General features: G+C 64.3%; 17 protein-coding genes. 9 read left to right on the top strand and 8 right to left on the bottom strand.

All coding sequences use genetic code 11. The features are described 5' to 3' along the window. Nucleotides 1-14: 14 nt before the first annotated feature. Nucleotides 15-2276, bottom strand: coding sequence for a ribonuclease R (gene rnr / locus DFR48_RS05550; protein WP_245415537.1), 2262 nt, complete (start codon nt 2274-2276; stop codon nt 15-17). A 93-nt stretch (nt 2277-2369) separates the two neighbouring features. Continuing rightward, the gene (topA, locus tag DFR48_RS05555; protein WP_114362214.1) at nt 2370-5030 is read right to left on the bottom strand and encodes a type I DNA topoisomerase; all 2661 of its coding nucleotides are present in this window, start codon (nt 5028-5030) and stop codon (nt 2370-2372) included. Between the two features lie 257 nt (nt 5031-5287). Between topA and DFR48_RS05560 the strand changes: the two genes are divergently transcribed. After that, nucleotides 5288-5500: a hypothetical protein gene (locus DFR48_RS05560; protein ID WP_114362215.1), complete on the top strand. Its 213-nt coding sequence runs from the start codon at nt 5288-5290 to the stop codon at nt 5498-5500. Here the strand turns inward: DFR48_RS05560 and dprA are convergent. From dprA to DFR48_RS05580, 4 genes are read right to left on the bottom strand one after another with little or no spacing between them, the layout of a single operon-like run. Further along, nucleotides 5474-6628, bottom strand: a complete 1155-nt coding sequence (dprA, locus tag DFR48_RS05565) for a DNA-processing protein DprA (protein ID WP_114362216.1) — start codon at nt 6626-6628, stop codon at nt 5474-5476. The two genes, DFR48_RS05560 and dprA, sit on opposite strands and share 27 nt — an antisense overlap. Nucleotides 6629-6632: 4 nt before the next feature. After that, entirely contained in the window at nt 6633-7250 is a 618-nt protein-coding gene (gene plsY, locus DFR48_RS05570; protein ID WP_114362217.1) for a glycerol-3-phosphate 1-O-acyltransferase PlsY, read from the bottom strand. A 21-nt stretch (nt 7251-7271) separates the two neighbouring features. Further along, a complete protein-coding gene (locus DFR48_RS05575) occupies nt 7272-8570 on the bottom strand; it encodes a dihydroorotase (protein ID WP_114362218.1) in 1299 nt (432 codons plus the stop codon). Continuing rightward, nucleotides 8567-9523, bottom strand: a complete 957-nt coding sequence (locus tag DFR48_RS05580) for an aspartate carbamoyltransferase catalytic subunit (protein ID WP_114362219.1) — start codon at nt 9521-9523, stop codon at nt 8567-8569. The genes DFR48_RS05575 and DFR48_RS05580 overlap by 4 nt, the downstream gene beginning before the upstream one ends. A 124-nt stretch (nt 9524-9647) precedes the next feature. Here DFR48_RS05580 and DFR48_RS05585 point away from each other — a divergent pair, with 124 nt between their 5' ends. From DFR48_RS05585 to DFR48_RS05590, 3 genes are all read left to right on the top strand, one after another. Continuing rightward, entirely contained in the window at nt 9648-11300 is a 1653-nt protein-coding gene (locus DFR48_RS05585) for an acyl-CoA dehydrogenase family protein (protein ID WP_114362220.1), read from the top strand. A gap of 239 nt (nt 11301-11539) precedes the next feature. After that, complete coding sequence (locus tag DFR48_RS21900; protein ID WP_170141805.1) at nt 11540-11710, top strand: hypothetical protein; 171 nt, start codon at nt 11540-11542, stop codon at nt 11708-11710. Continuing rightward, nucleotides 11707-12042, top strand: coding sequence for a DUF6105 family protein (locus DFR48_RS05590; protein ID WP_114362221.1), 336 nt, complete (start codon nt 11707-11709; stop codon nt 12040-12042). The genes DFR48_RS21900 and DFR48_RS05590 overlap by 4 nt, the downstream gene beginning before the upstream one ends. On the opposite strand, the gene ruvX is transcribed toward DFR48_RS05590, so the two are convergent. Both ruvX and DFR48_RS05600 read right to left on the bottom strand, forming a co-directional pair. Beyond that, on the bottom strand, nt 11976-12473 hold the full coding sequence (ruvX, locus tag DFR48_RS05595) for a Holliday junction resolvase RuvX (protein WP_114362222.1): 498 nt from the start codon (nt 12471-12473) through the stop codon (nt 11976-11978). The two genes, DFR48_RS05590 and ruvX, sit on opposite strands and share 67 nt — an antisense overlap. 9 nt (nt 12474-12482) lie before the next feature. Then, nucleotides 12483-12779 carry an alkylphosphonate utilization protein gene (locus DFR48_RS05600; protein WP_114362223.1) on the bottom strand — a complete coding sequence of 99 codons (297 nt, stop codon included), beginning with the start codon at nt 12777-12779 and terminating at the stop codon, nt 12483-12485. A 220-nt stretch (nt 12780-12999) separates the two neighbouring features. On the opposite strand from DFR48_RS05600, the gene DFR48_RS05605 reads away from it, so the two are divergent. The 5 genes from DFR48_RS05605 (at nt 13000) to DFR48_RS05625 (ending at nt 16625) form a co-directional block, all read left to right on the top strand. Next, on the top strand, nt 13000-13704 hold the full coding sequence (locus DFR48_RS05605) for a metal-dependent hydrolase (protein WP_114362224.1): 705 nt from the start codon (nt 13000-13002) through the stop codon (nt 13702-13704). Then, nucleotides 13701-14315 (top strand): hypothetical protein, encoded by a 615-nt coding sequence (locus DFR48_RS05610; protein ID WP_210205957.1) that lies wholly within the window; start codon nt 13701-13703, stop codon nt 14313-14315. The genes DFR48_RS05605 and DFR48_RS05610 overlap by 4 nt, the downstream gene beginning before the upstream one ends. After that, entirely contained in the window at nt 14291-14578 is a 288-nt protein-coding gene (gene gatC, locus DFR48_RS05615; RefSeq protein WP_114362225.1) for an Asp-tRNA(Asn)/Glu-tRNA(Gln) amidotransferase subunit GatC, read from the top strand. The genes DFR48_RS05610 and gatC overlap by 25 nt, the downstream gene beginning before the upstream one ends. Before the next feature lie 92 nt (nt 14579-14670). Further along, the gene (gatA, locus tag DFR48_RS05620) at nt 14671-16149 is read left to right on the top strand and encodes an Asp-tRNA(Asn)/Glu-tRNA(Gln) amidotransferase subunit GatA (protein ID WP_114362226.1); all 1479 of its coding nucleotides are present in this window, start codon (nt 14671-14673) and stop codon (nt 16147-16149) included. Then, on the top strand, nt 16143-16625 hold the full coding sequence (locus DFR48_RS05625; protein WP_342634911.1) for a GNAT family N-acetyltransferase: 483 nt from the start codon (nt 16143-16145) through the stop codon (nt 16623-16625). The genes gatA and DFR48_RS05625 overlap by 7 nt, the downstream gene beginning before the upstream one ends. Nucleotides 16626-16974 lie beyond the last annotated feature (349 nt).

The raw sequence follows: 16974 nt of genomic DNA on the forward strand, positions 1-16974 counted from the left end.
CTCGTCGGGCGCCGTCAGTGCCGCCCGCGCCGTGCCCGCGTGCCCGGCTGCTTCTTGCCGCGACGGGTGGTCTTGTGGAACGAGCGGATTGCCGTCGGCATTTCGCGACCCTCGCTCAGCATTTCGAATCGCAGCGCGCCGGCGAGCGGCACCGCTTCGACGAGCTTCACCAGGACTGCGTCTCCGAGCCGGTAGCCGAGACCGGTCTTCTCACCGGAGAGCGCCTGGTGTGCCTCGTCGTAGATATAGTAGTCCCGCCCCAGCGTTGACACCGGCACGAAACCATCGGCGCCGAACTGCGGCAATGTGACAAATAGGCCCGCCTTGGTCACACCCGAGACGCGGCCGTCGAATTCCTGGCCGATGCGGCCCGCGAGGTGGTGGGCAATGAGCCGGTTCACGGTATCGCGCTCCGCCGCCATTGCCCGCCGTTCGAAGGTGGAGATCTCGGCGGCGATATCGTCGAGCGCAGCCTCCTCGTCGGGGCTGATGCCCCCTTCGCCGAGACCGAGAGAACCGATCAGCGCACGATGCACAATGAGGTCGGCATAGCGCCGTATGGGCGAGGTGAAGTGCGCATACTTCAACAGGTTGAGGCCGAAATGTCCGATATTTTCCGGACTGTAGATCGCCTGGCTCTGCGAGCGCAGCACCATCTCGTTGACCATGGTCTGGTGCGGCGTGTCGAGGGCGCTCGCCAGGATGCCGTTGAAGCTGTTGGAGCGCAGCTGCCCGCCCTTCGCCATGTTGATGCCGATGGTCGCCAGGAATTCGCGAAGCGCCTCCTGCTTGGAAAGCGCCGGCGCGTCGTGGATACGGTAGACGAGCGGCTGGCGCTTCTTTTCGAGCGTCTCGGCCGCGGCCACGTTCGCCTGGATCATCATCTCCTCGATGAGCTTGTGCGCATCGAGCCGTTCGGGAATGAAGACGCGATCGACGGTGCCGTCGGGCTTCAGCAGGATCTTGCGCTCAGGCATGTCGAGTTCGAGTGGCTGGCGGCGGTCGCGACCGCGCTTCAGCACCTCGTAGGCGTGCCAGAGCGGCTTCAGGATCGTGTCGAGAAGCGGTCCGGCCTTGTCGTCCGGCGCGCCGTCGATCGCCGCCTGCGCCTGCGCGTAGGAGAGCTTGGCCGCACTTCTCATCATGATCCGGTGGAAGGTGTGGCCGGCCTTGCGGCCTTCCTTCGAGAAGACCATGCGGACGGCGAGTGCCGGCCGGTCGACACCCTCCCTGAGCGAGCAGAGATCGTTCGAGATGCGTTCGGGCAGCATCGGAACGACCCGGTCGGGGAAGTAGACCGAATTGCCGCGCTTCAGCGCCTCGCGGTCGAGCTGCGATTTCGGTCGCACGTACCAGGAGACGTCGGCGATCGCGACGGTGACGATCACGCCGCCGGGATTGTCCGGCGAGGTGTCGGGCTCGGCATAGACCGCATCGTCGTGGTCCTTGGCGTCGGCCGGGTCGATGGTGATCAGCGGCAGATCGCGCCAGTCCTCCCGATGCGACATGCCGGCGAGCTTCACCGTTTCGACCTCGGTGAGGACGGCGGGCGGAAAGATGTGCGGGATGCCGTGCGCGTGGATCGCGATCATCGAGATCGCCTTTTCGGACGCGACGGAGCCGATCACCGAAAGCACACGGCCGCGCGGCAGGCCGAACCGGCTGCTGCGGGCGATTTCCGCCTCGACGAGATCGCCGTCCTTTGCCTCGGCCCGGTCGGCACTGTCGATCAGCATTTCCGCGTCGCGCCGGTCGATCGGCATCAGCCGTCCGCCGCCGCCCGGCGTTTCGCGGAAGACGCCGAGCATGGCGTTGCGACGCTTGTCGAGTATCTTGATGACCCGTGCGGTGTAGGCGGGGCCTGCACGATCCTTCGCCGGAAAGATCTTGGCGAGAACCCGGTCTCCGAGCCCGCCGACGGGCGCCTTGCCCTTGGCGCGATCGGAGCTCGACTGGCGGATTGCGACGGCAGGTGCGACACCGAGCTCGTCCGCCCATTCGGCGGGCCGGGCGATCAGCTCGCCGTCCTTGTCGCGGGTGGTGATGTCGAGAACCGCGACCGAGGGCAGGGCGCCGGGACGCATCAGCGTTTTGCGGTTCTTCTCGACGAGGCCGTCGTCCGCGAGCGCGCGCAGCACGTCCTTCAGCTCGACACGCGCCTCGCCCTTGAGGCCGAAGGCCTTGGCGATCTCGCGCTTGGAGGCACGATCCGGGTTCTCCGCGATGAAGCGCAGCAGCACTTCGCGCGAGGGAACGGCTCCGTGGATGATCGGCAGGTCATCGCCTGACGTCTCAGTCTCTCCCCGCTGGGTCTTGCCTCGGCGGGTGGTTGCGGAGCGGCTCGTGTCGCGCGTTGGCTTCTTCAATCGTCAGCTCTTCTTCGCTTTCGAGGCCGTCTTGGCCTTCGGTTTCGCCGCTGTCTTCGTCTTGGTGGCCTTGGTGCCGCCTTCGGACTTTGCCACCTTGGTCGAGGTCTTTTTCGCCTTGGTGCCGGCCTTGCCGCCGGACTTGCCGGCCTTTTCGGCGATCAGCACCAGCGCTTCCTCGACGGTGACAGACTGCGGGTCCTTGCCCTTCGGCAGGGTGGCATTCACCTTACCCCAATTGACGTAAGGACCATAGCGTCCGTCGCGGACGGTGATCGCGCCGCCATCGGGATGCTCGCCGAGCTCCTTGAGTGCCGCCTGGGCGGTTCGTCCGCGGCCTCCGGGTCCCTTGCTCTGCTTTTCCGCCAAAACTGTGACCGCACGGTTGAGGCCGATCGAGAACACGTCCTCGATGCTGTCGAGATTGGCGTAGGTGCCGTCATGCAGGACGAACGGTCCGTAGCGGCCGAGGCCGGCCGAAATCATCTTGCCGCTCTCGGGATGCTTGCCGACGTCGCGCGGGAGCGAAAGCAGGGCCAGCGCCTTCTCGTAGTCGATGGCTGCCGCAGTCCAGCCCTTCGGCAGGGAGGAACGCTTGGCCTCCTTGCCTTCTCCGCGCTGGACGTAGGGGCCGAAGCGACCGCTGCGAAGCGTGATCTCCTCGCCGGTAACGGGGTCCTTGCCGAGGTTCTTCGTCTCGGGCACGCCCGAAGCCTCGGCGTCGGCACCACCCTCGGAGGAGAGCTGGCGGGTGTAGTTGCACTCCGGATAGTTGGAGCAGCCGACGAAGGCGCCATACTTGCCGAGCTTCAGCGACAGCTGGCCGGTACCGCAGACCTGGCAGATGCGCGGGTCCGAACCGTCGTCGCGCTTCGGGAAGACCAGCGGCGCGAGAGCCTCGTTCAGCGCGTCGAGTACGTTGGTGACGCGCAGTTCCTTGGTGTCTTCGATCTGGGAGAAGAAATCGCGCCAGAAGTCCCGGAGCACGTCCTTCCAGTTCAGCTCGCCGGCGGAGATCTGGTCCAGCTTCTCTTCGAGATCGGCGGTGAAGTCGTACTCGACATACTTGGTGAAGAAGCTCTCTAGGAAGGCCGTCACCAGCCGGCCCTTCGCCTGGGGGATGAGCTTGCGCTTGTCGATCGTCACATAGTCGCGGTCGCGGAGCGTGGCGAGCGTCGCCGCGTAGGTCGACGGGCGGCCGATGCCGAGCTCTTCCATCTTCTTGATCAGCGAGGCCTCCGAATAGCGCGGCGGCGGCTCGGTGAAGTGCTGGCTGGCATTCACCTTGCGCTTTTCCAGCATTTCGCGGGCATTGATTTCCGGCAGGCGACCGCTTTCGTCGTCGTCCTCGCCGGTCTCGTTCTCGTCGCGCTGATCGGTATAGGCGGCCAGGAAGCCGTCGAAGCGGACGACGGAGCCGACGGCGCGCAGGCCCGCCTTCTCGCCGTTGCGGTCGGCGAGGATTTCCGCGGTCGTGCGCTCGATCTCGGCCGAAGCCATCTGGCTGGCGATGCCGCGTTTCCAGATCAGTTCGTAGAGCCGCAACTGGTCGGAATCGAGATGGCTGCGGACCTTGGCCGGAATCCGGTTGAAATCGGTCGGACGGATCGCCTCGTGGGCTTCCTGCGCATTCTTCGCCTTGGTCGAGTAGAAGCGGGCCTTCTCGGGCAGGTAGCGGGGACCGAACTGGTCGCCGATCGCGTGGCGTGCCGCGTCGATCGCTTCCGGTGCCATCTGCACGCCGTCGGTACGCATATAAGTAATGAGACCGACCGTCTCGCCGCCGATGTCGATACCCTCGTAGAGTCTCTGGGCGACCTGCATGGTACGCGAGGCGGAGAAGCCGAGTTGGGATGAGGCAGCCTGCTGCAGCGTCGAGGTCGTGAAGGGCGGTCCCGGATTGCGCTTGACGGGCTTTGCCTCGACACTTTCGACGACGTAGCGGGCGCCTTCCAGCAGGTCCTTGATCCGTCCGGCGGCTTCGCCGTTCTTGATCGAGTTCGTCTGGATGCGCTTGCCGTCGGCGGAAACGAGGCGCGCCTCGAACTCGTCGCCGCGCGGCGTCTTCAGGAGCGCCGAGATCTGCCAGTATTCCTCGGCGACGAAGCGCTCGATTTCCGTTTCCCGGTCGCAGACGAGGCGAAGCGCCACCGACTGCACGCGGCCGGCCGAACGTGCGCCCGGAAGCTTGCGCCAGAGAACCGGCGACAGGTTGAAGCCGACGAGATAGTCCAGCGCCCGGCGGGCGAGATAGGCATCGACCAGTGCCTCGTCGATGTCGCGCGGCTGCGCCATCGCGTCGAGCACGGCCTTCTTGGTGATCGCGTTGAAGACGACGCGCTTGACCGGCTTGCCGTTCAGCACCTTCTTCTTCTTCAGAAGATCGAGAACATGCCAGGAAATAGCTTCCCCTTCGCGATCCGGGTCGGTCGCGAGGAAGAGGCCGTCGGAGTTCTTGACCGCGTCGGCGATGTCCTTCATTCGCTTCGCGGAGGCACCGTCAACCTCCCACACCATTTCGAAGTCGTCGTCCGGTCGCACAGAACCGTCCTTGGCCGGCAGGTCGCGGACGTGACCGAAAGAGGCGAGGACCTTGTATCCGGAACCGAGATACTTGTTGATCGTCTTGGCTTTGGCTGGAGATTCAACGACTACGACATTCATGCTTTTTCTCTGTACAAGCCAGCGGACCTTTGATCTTCAGCACGGCTGAAACCGGTACGTTGCGTTATAGGCTCCCCGACATGGACAGGGATTCGCCTCCGGTCAAGGGGGAGGTGTCATTTTCTCAAGTTCAACGCAGTGCAACCAAAGGGAGCAATCGTTAAAGTTGCAATTCTAGATAAATTGTCTATCCTCGTCTTTGTTGATGTGCAGCCGTCCGGCGTGACCGGGCATTTTTGGATCTGGGGGATAGGACAATGGTTCCGAATTTTCTTGACGGCAACGGGGACGGCTTGCGGGTACGCGAAAATATGGCCTATGTCCGCCAGATACTTGGCGAACTGCGCAACGTGGCGCAGCGGGAAGGTGCAGACATGCTTTGCTACCTGATCGAGATGGCCTATCTGGAGGCGGGCGACATTCAGGCCGGGCGAAGGGGCCTTTCAGTCCGTCATGGCCAGGGAGACTAGACCGCCGGCATGGCGATGAAGCCGTCCGGCGATATCGAGTTCCAGCAGCACCAGATAGACGGATGACGCCGATAGCCCGGTGTGGCGGATGATGTCGTCGATCTCGACAGGTGTCGGGCCCAAGGCGTCGATGATGCGTGTCCGTTCGTTCTCGGTCGGTGGCGGCTGCAACGCCTTCTCCTCTCCATCTCCTTCCGGCTCGTCGGCTCGTGGCGGCGTGGCGTTCTCCACGCCCGCGATCGGCGCGAGCGCCTGCAGGATGTCCTCGGGGCCGGTGGTGACGATTGCTCCATCCTTGAGAAGCCCGTTGGTGCCGTGACATCGAGGATCGAGGGGGGAACCGGGCACTGCGAAGACGAGCCGACCGAACTCGCCGGCAAGCCGTGCCGTTATCAGCGAGCCGGAGCGGCTCGCCGCCTCGATGACGACGGCGCCGAGCGCTGCGCCGGCTATCAGGCGGTTGCGGCGGGGGAAGTCGCGCGCCCGCGCCTCCCAGCCGAACGGCATCTCGCTGATGGCGAGCCCGCGGCCGTTACAGATTTCGTCGAGAAGAGCGGCGTTTTCGGGAGGGTAGGGGCGATCGAGCCCGCCGGCCATGGCGGCAATCGTTCCCGTGTCGAGGCTTGCGCGATGGGCGGCGGTATCGATGCCGCGCGCCAGTCCGGAAATGATGCCGTAGCCCGCCCTGCCGAGTTCACGCGCGATCAGGCTCGCGAACTTGACGCCGGCGATCGAGGCATTGCGCGAGCCGACGATGCCGACATAGGCAAGCCGGGTCGCCGAAAGGTCGCCGCGTGCCGCAAGGAGGGGCGGTGCGCCGTCGATCTGTCGCAGTGCCGGCGGATAGTCCGGCTCGCCGATGCCGATGAAGGTGGCGCCGAGGCGCCGGGCCGTTTCGAGTTCGCGGACTGCATCGGCCTCGCTGGCGATGCGAATAGGCCGCGCCGAGCCGCCGCGGCGTGACAGCTCCGGCAGGGCGGCGAGCGCCGCCTCGGCATTTCCGAAATGGTTGATGAGGTCGCGAAAGGTCGCGGGCCCTACATTATCGCTTCGGATCAGCCGCAGCCAGGCGATCCGTTGTCTTTCCGTCAGCGCAATCCCGTTCCGTCTTGCGCTGCGCTCGGGCATGCGCCTATCCCTTTTGTCCGATCCGGCTTTCCGTTCCCGCGATCAGGCGCTCGATATTGGCCTTGTGCCGCCACCAGGAAACGACGGTCATGATCGCGGTCACGATGGCGGCTTCCTCGGCGCCAGTAATCCACAATACAACCGGAATGACAAGGGTTGCGACCAAGGCGGACAACGAGGAGTAGCGAGTCAGGAAGGCGATCGACAGCCACACGACCGCGAAGACGGCGACCATCAACGGCATGACTCCGAGCAGCGTGCCGATATAGGTTGCGACACCCTTGCCGCCCTTGAAGCCGAGCCACACCGGGAAGAGGTGCCCGATGAAGGCGGCAAAACCGGCGAGGAGCCCCGCATTGGCGCCGAACACCGCCTGGGCGGCCACTGCGGCCGCGGTCGCCTTCAGCGCGTCGAGCAGCAGGGTCGCCGCCGCGAGCTTCTTGTTGCCGGTCCTGAGCACGTTGGTGGCGCCGATATTGCCGGACCCGATCTGCCGCAGGTCGCCGTGGCCCGCCATACGGGTGAGGATGAGGCCGAAGGGGATGGAGCCCAGGAGATAGCCCAGACTCAGCACCGCGATCAGCGCCGGCAGGCCGATTTGCAGGAAATTAACGTTCGCCACGGTGTCCCCCCGTCTTTTGTTTTAGAGCGAATGCACGCACCGACCGCGGACATAGGTCGACACTGCCCGTCCGGAAAAGCGCGCGTCCTCGAACGGCGTGTTCTTGGAACGCGAAACGATCGCTTCCTTGGAGACGAGCCAGGGCTCGTCGAGGTCGATGAGCGTGATGTCGGCCGGAGCTCCCGGCTTCAGTGTGCCCGCTTCGAGCCCGAAGATACGGGCCGGCCGCGTCGACATGGCATCGATCAGCCGCATCAGCGACACCTGGCCGCTATGGTGCAGGCGAAGGGCGGCGGACAGCATCGTTTCGAGCCCGATCGCACCGTCGGCGGCGTCGGAGAACGGCAGGCGCTTGGTGTCGACGTCCTGCGGATCGTGCGAGGAAACGATGATGTCGACGGTGCCGTCGGCAATCGCCTCGACCATGGCCATGCGGTCGTCCTCCGAGCGCAGCGGCGGCGACAGCTTGAAGAAGGTGCGGTACTCGCCGATGTCGTTCTCGTTCAGCGACAGGTGGTTGATCGAGACGGCGCAGGTAACATTCGCCCCGCGCTCGCGGGCAACCCGGATCGCCTCGGCCGACTCGGGGACGGAGATCTTTGCCGCATGATATTTCGCGCGGGTCAGCGTCGCGATCCTGAGGTCGCGTTCGAGCGGGATGATCTCGGCCTCCTTGGGAACGCCGGAAAGCCCGAGCCAGCTCGCAAGCAGGCCCTCGTTCATCACGCCGTTGGCACCGAGATACTTGTCCTTCGGCTCGAGTGCGATGACGGCGGAAAATTCCCGCGCATAGGTCATAGCGCGCCGCAGGACCTGCGTGTCGTGGAGCCCGTGACGACCGTTGGTGAAGGCGACGGCGCCTGCTTCCTGCAGGAGGCCCATCTCGGTCATTTCGACGCCATCAAGCCCCTTCGTCAGGGCCGCCGCCGGATAGACATTGACGAGGGCGGTGTCGCGGGCGGTCTTGCGTACGAATTCGAGCAAAGCAATGTCGTCGATCACCGGGTCGGTGTCCGGCATCACGATGAAGGAGGTGACACCGCCCGCGGCCGCCGCACGGCTGGCCGAGGCAATGGTTTCGCGGTGTTCCGCGCCCGGTTCGCCGGTGAAGACGCGCGCGTCCACGAGACCCGGAACTGCGGTGAGCCCGCGGCAGTCGCGCACCTCCGCGCCGTCGGGTGCACCCTGGTTCAGCGCGTCTGCGCCGGCCGCGGCGATGCGGCCGTCGGCCCCGACGATGATCGTCCCGACCTCGTCGATGCTGCGGGACGGATCGACGATCCGGACATTCTTCAAGACGAGGGGCGTGGTCGTGCTCATGCGCCCATTCCTTCCGTTCTCGGACCCTGGTTGCCGGAGACGAGCAGGGCCTCCATCACAGCCATGCGCACCGCGACGCCCATTTCCACCTGCTGCTCGATGACGCTCTGGGGGCCGTCGGCGACTTCCGAAGCGATTTCGACGCCGCGGTTCATCGGTCCGGGATGCATGACGAGCGCGTCTTCCTTCGCGGCTTTCAGCTTTTCGGCGTCGAGCCCGTAGAAGTGGAAATATTCGCGGATCGACGGCACGAAGGCGCCCGACATGCGCTCGCGCTGCAGGCGCAGCATCATCACGACGTCGGCATCCTTCAGGCCTTCCTTCATGTCGTGGAAGACTTCGACGCCCATCTGGGCGATGCCGGCGGGCAGCAGCGTCGCCGGCGCCACGACCCGCACGCGGGCGCCCATGGCGTTCAGCAGCAGGATGTTGGAGCGGGCGACGCGCGAATGCAGAACGTCGCCGCAGATCGCGACGATGATGCGCGAAAGCTTGCCCTTGGCGCGACGGATCGTCAGCGCGTCGAGGAGCGCCTGCGTCGGGTGCTCATGCTGGCCGTCGCCGGCGTTGACCACCGAGCATGCGACCTTCTGCGAGAGGAGAGCGGCGGCACCGGCGGTGGAGTGGCGGATGACCAGCACGTCCGGCCGCATGGCGTTCAGTGTCATCGCAGTGTCGATCAGCGTCTCGCCCTTTTTGACCGAGGACGTGCTGACGGACATGTTCATGACGTCCGCGCCGAGCCGCTTGCCGGCAAGCTCGAACGAGGACTGCGTCCGCGTCGAGGCTTCGAAGAAGAGATTGATCTGGGTGAGGCCACGCAGCGTCGAGGTCTTCTTTTCCCTCTGGCGGCTGATCTTGACGGCGTCGTCGGCCTTGTCGAGCAGGTAGGTGATATCCTGCTCGGTGAGGCCCTTGATGCCAAGGAGGTGGCGGTGGGGAAAGAAGACCATGGGACTGTCCTCCTGAGATAGTCACGCGGTCTATAAAGATTGCCAGCCGGGGGGGCAAGCATGTGCTATGTGGATCGGACTTTGTTCCCCATGTTAAACGAATCACATCTTCCAAAAGACAAAAATGAGCGAAATGAGCCGGACAGAAGACAAACTCGCTGAACTGAACCAGCCGAAACCCTGGTCCGGCGTCAACGCCTACCGGTCGGATCCGCTGATCGTCGATCTGAGCTCTGGGCTTCATCGTTCGCTTCGGGAAGAATATGACGCGCTCGGCCGTTATGTAACCTCGCCGGAGGCGCAGGAACTGGCGCGCATGGCGAACCAGAACGTGCCGCAATTGCGCACCCACGGCGTGCGCGGCGAACGGCTGGACGTCGTCGAGTTCCATCCCGCCTGGCATGCGCTGATGCGCCGCTCGATGGCGAACGGGTTGCATTCGTCGGCCTGGGAGAGCCATCCCGATACCCGCGGGAACGAGCACAGGGCCCGCGCGGTCCGTTTCTTTCTGACAGCCCAGCTCGAATGCGGGCACCTCTGCCCGCTGACGATGACGAGCGCTTCCGTCGCTGCCCTGATGGCTTCGCCGCAGGTGCAGAAAGAGTGGGTGCCAAGAATCCTCTCCCGCAAGTACGACTCTTCCAACAAGCCGCCGATGCAGAAGACCGGAATCACGCTCGGCATGGGCATGACGGAGAAGCAGGGCGGCACAGACGTCCGCGCGAACACTTCGCGCGCCGAGCGGGCGGGCGAGGGCATCTATCGCCTTTCCGGTCACAAGTGGTTCATGTCCGCGCCGATGAGCGATGCCTTCGTGATGCTCGCGCAGACGCCGGAGGGGCTTGGCTGCTTCCTTGTGCCGCGCCTTCTTGAAGACGGCTCGGCCAACGGGCTCCAGTTCCAGCGTCTGAAGGACAAGATCGGAAACCGCTCGAACGCCTCCTCGGAGGTCGAGTTCGAAGGCGCGTTCGGCTATATCCTCGGCCAGCCCGGCGACGGCATCCGTACGATCCTCGACATGGTGACGCTGACCCGGCTCGACTGCGCCGTCGCATCCGCCGGCATCATGCGCGCCTCGATGGCGGAAGCCGTCCACCATGTGCGCGGCCGCAGCGTCTTCGGCAAGATGCTGATCGACCAGCCGATCATGACCCGTGTGCTCGCCGACATGGCGCTCGACGTCGCCGGCGCGACCGCACTCGTCTTCCGGCTCGCGCAATCCTTCGACCAGGCCCGCGACAACCCGGCCGATGCCGCCTATGCGCGGGTGATGACGCCGGTCGTCAAGTACTGGGTGTGCAAGATGGCGCCGGCGCTGATCTACGAGGCGATGGAATGCATCGGCGGCAGCGGCTACATCGAGGAGCGAGCGATCGCCCGCCACTATCGCGAAGCCCCGGTCAACGCGATCTGGGAAGGGTCGGGCAATGTCATGGCGCTCGACGTGCTGCGGGTGCTGAACCGCGGCAAGGATCTCTTCGAGACGATCTTTGCCGGGCTTGAACGCGATCTCGGCGCTTCGGGAAGGAAGACCGTCGAGGTGCTGCGGGCGGCGACGGCTCTGGCTGAGCGCGACGAGGCCGCGGCAAGGCTGCTCGTCGAGCAACTGGCGCTCGCGGCCGCAGCGGCGGAACTCTACCGGCTGGGCGCGGGCAAGATCGCCGACGCTTTCCTTGAGACGCGCCTCGCTGGCGGCTGGCGCCACACCTATGGCGTCATCGATGCCCGCTTCGACGCCCGCTATGTCCTCGACCTCCTCTATCCGGCAGCAGGGTAGGACCGCGGTCGGCGGCCATGCTCACGATGGCTGGGTGGCGGGATACGTTTCGTCAAATTGGTAATTAGCTTTGCAGCTAAATAATTAATTTCACCTCGTGCCGATCTCGCTGGAGGGCCGTGCGGGAGGCGATACTCCTGTTATCCCCAGGGCGCGTTAACCTTAACAAATGGTTTACGTTGCGCGAGGCCGGTTAACGCGCCAGTTTCGGGCCGGATAATGCCGGAGCCGATGGCAAGATGGTTAACAGCGTCGCACGAATTGCGAGAATGCTGATGGTGATGATGTTCTTCGCCGGCCTGGCGCTCGACATCGCCGTGCCTGCCGTAGTGCTCAGCGCGATGGCTCTGGTGACATGGCTCGTTCGCAACTGGGCGCCGCCGCAAGAGTGGAGGGGGAGGCCCGCATGAAGACGTTCCTGATTTTCTGGGCGACGCCGATCGTGCTGCTCGGAGGCTGGTACGGCCTTTCCTACAACGACATCAGCTTCGGCTACTTCATGCTGACCCGTCAGGCGCATGACATGGTCTTCCAGATCTACGGGAGCATCCTCGGCATCCCGCCGGAAACCATTCCGCCGCTGGTCGCACGCGCGATCGTGTTCGATAGCCTGTTCGTCTTCGCGATCATCGCCTTGCGCAAGCGTCGCGCGATTGCCGGCTGGTGGCGGGCGCGTCAGGGCGCGTCCGTGTCGGAAGCGCCCATTCTCGATAGCGCGGAAAGCCTGTCGAGGGCACCCTGAAGAATGAAGGCGGCGGCGGCCGAGTCGATGCGCTCGGCGCGCTTGGCCCGTGAGACGTCCATTTCGAGAAGCGCACGTTCCGCCGCGACCGTCGAAAGCCGCTCGTCCCACAGGATGAAGGGAATATCCGTCTTCTCCGACATCGTGCGCACGAAGGCCCGTGTTGCCTGAACGCGTGGTCCCGACGAGCCGTCCATGTTCATCGGCAGGCCGATGACGAAGGCGGCCACCTTTTCCCGCGCCGCGAAATCGAGCAGCACCTCGGCGTCCTTGGTGAACTTGACGCGCTTGATGACGGGACGGGGTGTGGAGAAGCGGCGACCGAGGTCCGACATCGCGACCCCGATCGTCTTGGTGCCGAGATCGAGGCCGGCAATCGCCTGGCCGGGCTTCAGGAAGCCTGCGAGTTCCTCGATCGTCAGCGTGGCCATGCTGTTCTCTTACCGCTTGCGCAAGAATTCGGTGCGCAGCACGAGGCCCTTGATGGCGTCGTGGCGGCAGTCGACCTCCTCCGGATTGTCGGTGAGGCGGATCGATTTGATGACGGTCCCCTGCTTCAGGGTCGTGCTGGTGCCCTTGACCTTGAGGTCCTTGATGAGGGTGACGGAATCACCGTCGGCGAGCACGTTGCCGGCGCTGTCGCGAACCTCGGCCGCGGCTGCGGCCTGCGCCGCCATTTCGGAGGCCGGCCGCCATTCGCCGGTTACTTCGTCGTATACATAATCATCGTCGGACATTCTTGCCTCCTTGCGGCCATCACGCGAAAACCCGATGAATGGCGCCGCTTGCGCCGCAAAGTCCGTCCATCGGGGGATGATGTCGCATATCCTACCGGGCAGGGCAGCGCAATACGAGCGCGGAAGGCGTCGGCGGACTTGCCCTGCTGCCGCCGTCGGTCAAAATACACTAATGAGATCGTCGGCCATACCGCAGAAGATTCGAAAGGAAGAGACGACAATGAAAATCACCTGGCTCGGACATTCCGCCTTCCGCATCGAAACAGGCAAGGCCCGCATCCTCATCGACCCCTTCTTCACCGGCAATCCGGGCTTTGGGGGTCTCGATCTCAAGGAGGCCGCTGCCGACGTCACCCATATCCTGTTGACCCACGGCCACGGCGACCATGTCGGCGATACGCTTGCGATCGCGAAGGAGAGCGGTGCGACCGTCGTCGCCAATTTCGACCTTTGCATGTGGCTCGCCCACAAGGGGCTCGAAGACTATTCGCCGGGCAACACCGGCGGCACCATCGACATGGATAGCTTCACCGTTACCTTCACCAACGCGCTGCATTCCTCCGCCTCGATCACCGAGGACGGCGTCTCTCACTCGCTCGGCAATCCGAACGGGCTGATGCTGCACTTCGACGACGGCGCCTCGCTGCTCCATATGGGTGATACCGACATCTTCTCCGACATGGCACTGATCAACGAATTGCACCGCCCCGACATCGGCATCGTGCCGATCGGCGACCGCTTCACCATGGGCGGTGCCGTGGCCGCGCTCGCCTGCCAGCGCTTCTTCAACTTCGAGGTCGCGCTACCCTGTCATTACGGTTCGTTCCCGATCATCGACCAGACGCCGGAGAAGTTCGTCGCCGGCATGGAGGGAACGAAGACCAGGGTCGCCACGCCGAAGCCCGGCGAGAGCCTCTCGCTATGATTCAAACGCTTTCCGAGGAGGACTTGCGACGGCGTCACGCGGAGAACTCCGTCCTGCGGGAAACCATTGTCGAACACCTTTTCGTTGGCGATCTGCTACGGCGCCTCTGGCAATGCGGTATTCTCGACGCCGAAGTCCTGAAAAGCGAGTTCGATGCCGGCGGCTATGATCTCGTGCTCACCTGCCGGGGCGTCACACGCCACATCCAGCTCAAGGTGACTCGCGTCGGCGGTGCCCGGTCGAAGATCAATGTCAACTTGAGGCTCTCCGAAAAGCCAAGTGGCTGCGTGGTTTGGATCGCTGTGGACGACGAGTTGAACCTGAAGAAATACCGCTGGTTCGGCAATGAGCCGGGTCGGCCGTTGTCGCAGGTGGCTGAAATGGGCGCAGTCAAGCATACCAAAGGTGACGCGAAGGGTATCAAAGCGGTGCGGCTAGGTCAGCGTAGCGTGAAGGCCGGCGTATTCACTCCAGTCGAGAATCTGGACGATTTGCTGCATCGGCTGCTCGGATCGGAAATTCTGACCGTTGCGCATGCGTCCCGCGGCCATTATAGCGGGGGAAACAGTCTGTCTGGAGAATGCCCATGTCCGTTGATCTCGCCACCGTGAAGCGTGTTGCGCATCTTGCCCGCATTGCCCTCAGCGATGAGGAAGCGGAGCGGATGATGGGTGAGCTGAACGGCATTCTCGGCTTCGTCGAGCAGCTTTCCGAAGTCGATGTCAGCGGCGTCGAGCCGATGACCTCGGTGACCCCCATGACGATGAAGAAGCGCAAGGACGAGGTCACCGACGGCAGCAAGGCGGACGATATCGTCGCCAATGCGCCGGAGACCGATCGCAATTTCTTCCTCGTGCCGAAGGTCGTGGAATAACCGCGGTCCCAGTCTCGAGGTGGTGTCTGCGGACGCCGCACCCTGCATTGATGCGCTGCCAAGGCGCCTTTCATTTTTGAAGTGAACCGATCATGAGCGAACTGACCAGCCTGACCATTGCCGAAGCCCGCGCCAAACTGGCGGCGAAGGAATTCAAAGCCGTCGAGCTGACCGAAGCCTATCTGCAGGCGATCGAGACCGCGAACGATGCGATCAACGCCTATGTGACGGTCACGCCGGAAAAGGCGCTGGAGATGGCGAAGGCCTCCGACGAACGCATCGCCGCCGGCAAGGCCGGGGCGCTCGAGGGCATTCCGCTCGGCGTCAAGGACCTGTTCGCGACCCGCGACGTCCATACCCAGGCCTGCAGTGCGGTCCTCAGCCGGTTCAAGCCGAAGTATGAATCGACCGTCACCCAGAACCTCTGGGACGACGGTGCCGTCATGCTCGGCAAGCTCAACATGGACGAATTCGCCATGGGCTCGTCGAACGAGAGCTCCCACTACGGGCCGGTGACCAACCCGTGGAAGGCGAGCGGCTCCGATCAGCGGCTCGTTCCCGGCGGGTCCTCGGGCGGCTCGGCGGCTGCGGTCGCGGCCCATCTCTGCGCCGGCGCGACGGCCACCGACACCGGCGGCTCGATCCGCCAGCCTGCAGCATTGACCGGCACCGTCGGCATCAAACCGACCTATGGCCGCTGCTCGCGCTGGGGCGTCGTGGCCTTCGCCTCCTCGCTCGACCAGGCCGGCCCGATCGCCCGCAACGTGCGCGATGCCGCGATCCTGCTGAAGTCGATGGCGAGCGTCGACGACAAGGACACGACCTCGGTGGATATTCCGGTTCCGGACTACGAAGCCTCGCTTGGTCAGTCGCTCAAGGGCATGCGGATCGGCATTCCGAAGGAATATCGTGTCGATGGCATGTCGGATGAAATCGAGAAACTCTGGAGCCAGGGTGTGGCCTGGCTGAAGGACGCCGGTGCCGAGATCGTCGACATTTCCCTGCCGCACACCAAATACGCGCTGCCGGCCTATTACATCGTCGCGCCGGCGGAAGCCTCGTCGAACCTCGCCCGTTATGACGGCGTCCGTTACGGCCTGCGCGTCGACGGCAAGGACATTGCCGACATGTATGAAAAGACCCGCGCCGCGGGCTTCGGCACCGAGGTCAAGCGGCGTATCCTCATCGGCACCTATGTGCTGTCGGCCGGCTATTACGACGCCTATTACCTCCGGGCCCAGAAGGTCCGCACGCTGATCAAGCGCGATTTCGAACTCGCCTTCAACAAGGTGGACACCGTGCTCGCGCCGATCACGCCGTCGTCCGCCTTTGCCATCGGCGACAAGGAACTCGCCGCCGATCCGGTCAAGATGTACCAGCAGGACGTCTTTACGGTCACGGTGAACATGGCCGGGCTTCCGGGCCTTTCCGTTCCCGCCGGCCTCGACGCCAAGGGCCTGCCGCTCGGCCTGCAGCTCATCGGCCGGCCGTTCGAGGAAAGCACGCTCTTCAAGGCCGCCCACGTTATCGAACAGGCCGCCGGCACCTTCCGCCCGGCGAAGTGGTGGTAAGCCGGGTCCTGATCCGGCCGATGACCGAGGCTGACGCCGAGAGCGTCGGCGAAGTCGGATTTGCCGCATGGGCGGCAAACCGCATCTTGAACGACTTCGGCACCGAGATGCCGGAGCGCGTACACCGTGCCTTCTGTGATTTCGCCGCGACCGGTTCGCCGGTCATTCTTGTTGCCGAATGTGAAGGCGAGATCGTCGGCTGGACCGCCCGCGATGGCGGGCCCGACTATGTCTCGGACCTGTGGGTTCGTCCCGATCATCAGGGAAAGGGCGCCGGCAGGGCGCTTCTCGAACACGTCTTCTCCTTGATGCGGAGCGAGGGAACAGAGCGCGCGCGCATCGCCACCCATGCCCGCAACATCGGCGCCATTCGACTGTACGAGCGCTGCGGCTTCGTCCTCGTCTGGCGTGGTATGGAGCGGTCGGAGGCAATGCAGATGGACGTCGAAAAGGTCCACCTGGAAAAGGCGCTGTAGCTGCCGGCCTTCGCGAGGAAGGCCGGAGACACCTTCCTCCCGGCGTAGTGGCGGTGACTGACTGACTGAATAAGCGCCGGCGCCGGAAGGCAAAGCCCCTGACCCGCATGCTATCGTGACCGCCTGAAACGCCTTCTGGCTGCGGTCCGGAGAGCGCGGACGGCACGCCACCACCCACTTGTTCGCAGTCCTCCGCGTTCGGCGTAGATCTCCGCCCCCTCGAACGCGATCTCGGACGTCCTGAATCGCGTTCCAGGGCGAACCTGGCTGTTTTCCTATCGATTGTGAGCCTGAACACGAACGATCCGATCGGCCTTGATCCGGGTTGCGGCGCGGCAGGGGATTGTTC

This window comes from Ciceribacter lividus, assembly GCF_003337715.1.
Taxonomy (GTDB): Bacteria; Pseudomonadota; Alphaproteobacteria; order Rhizobiales; family Rhizobiaceae; genus Allorhizobium; species Allorhizobium lividum.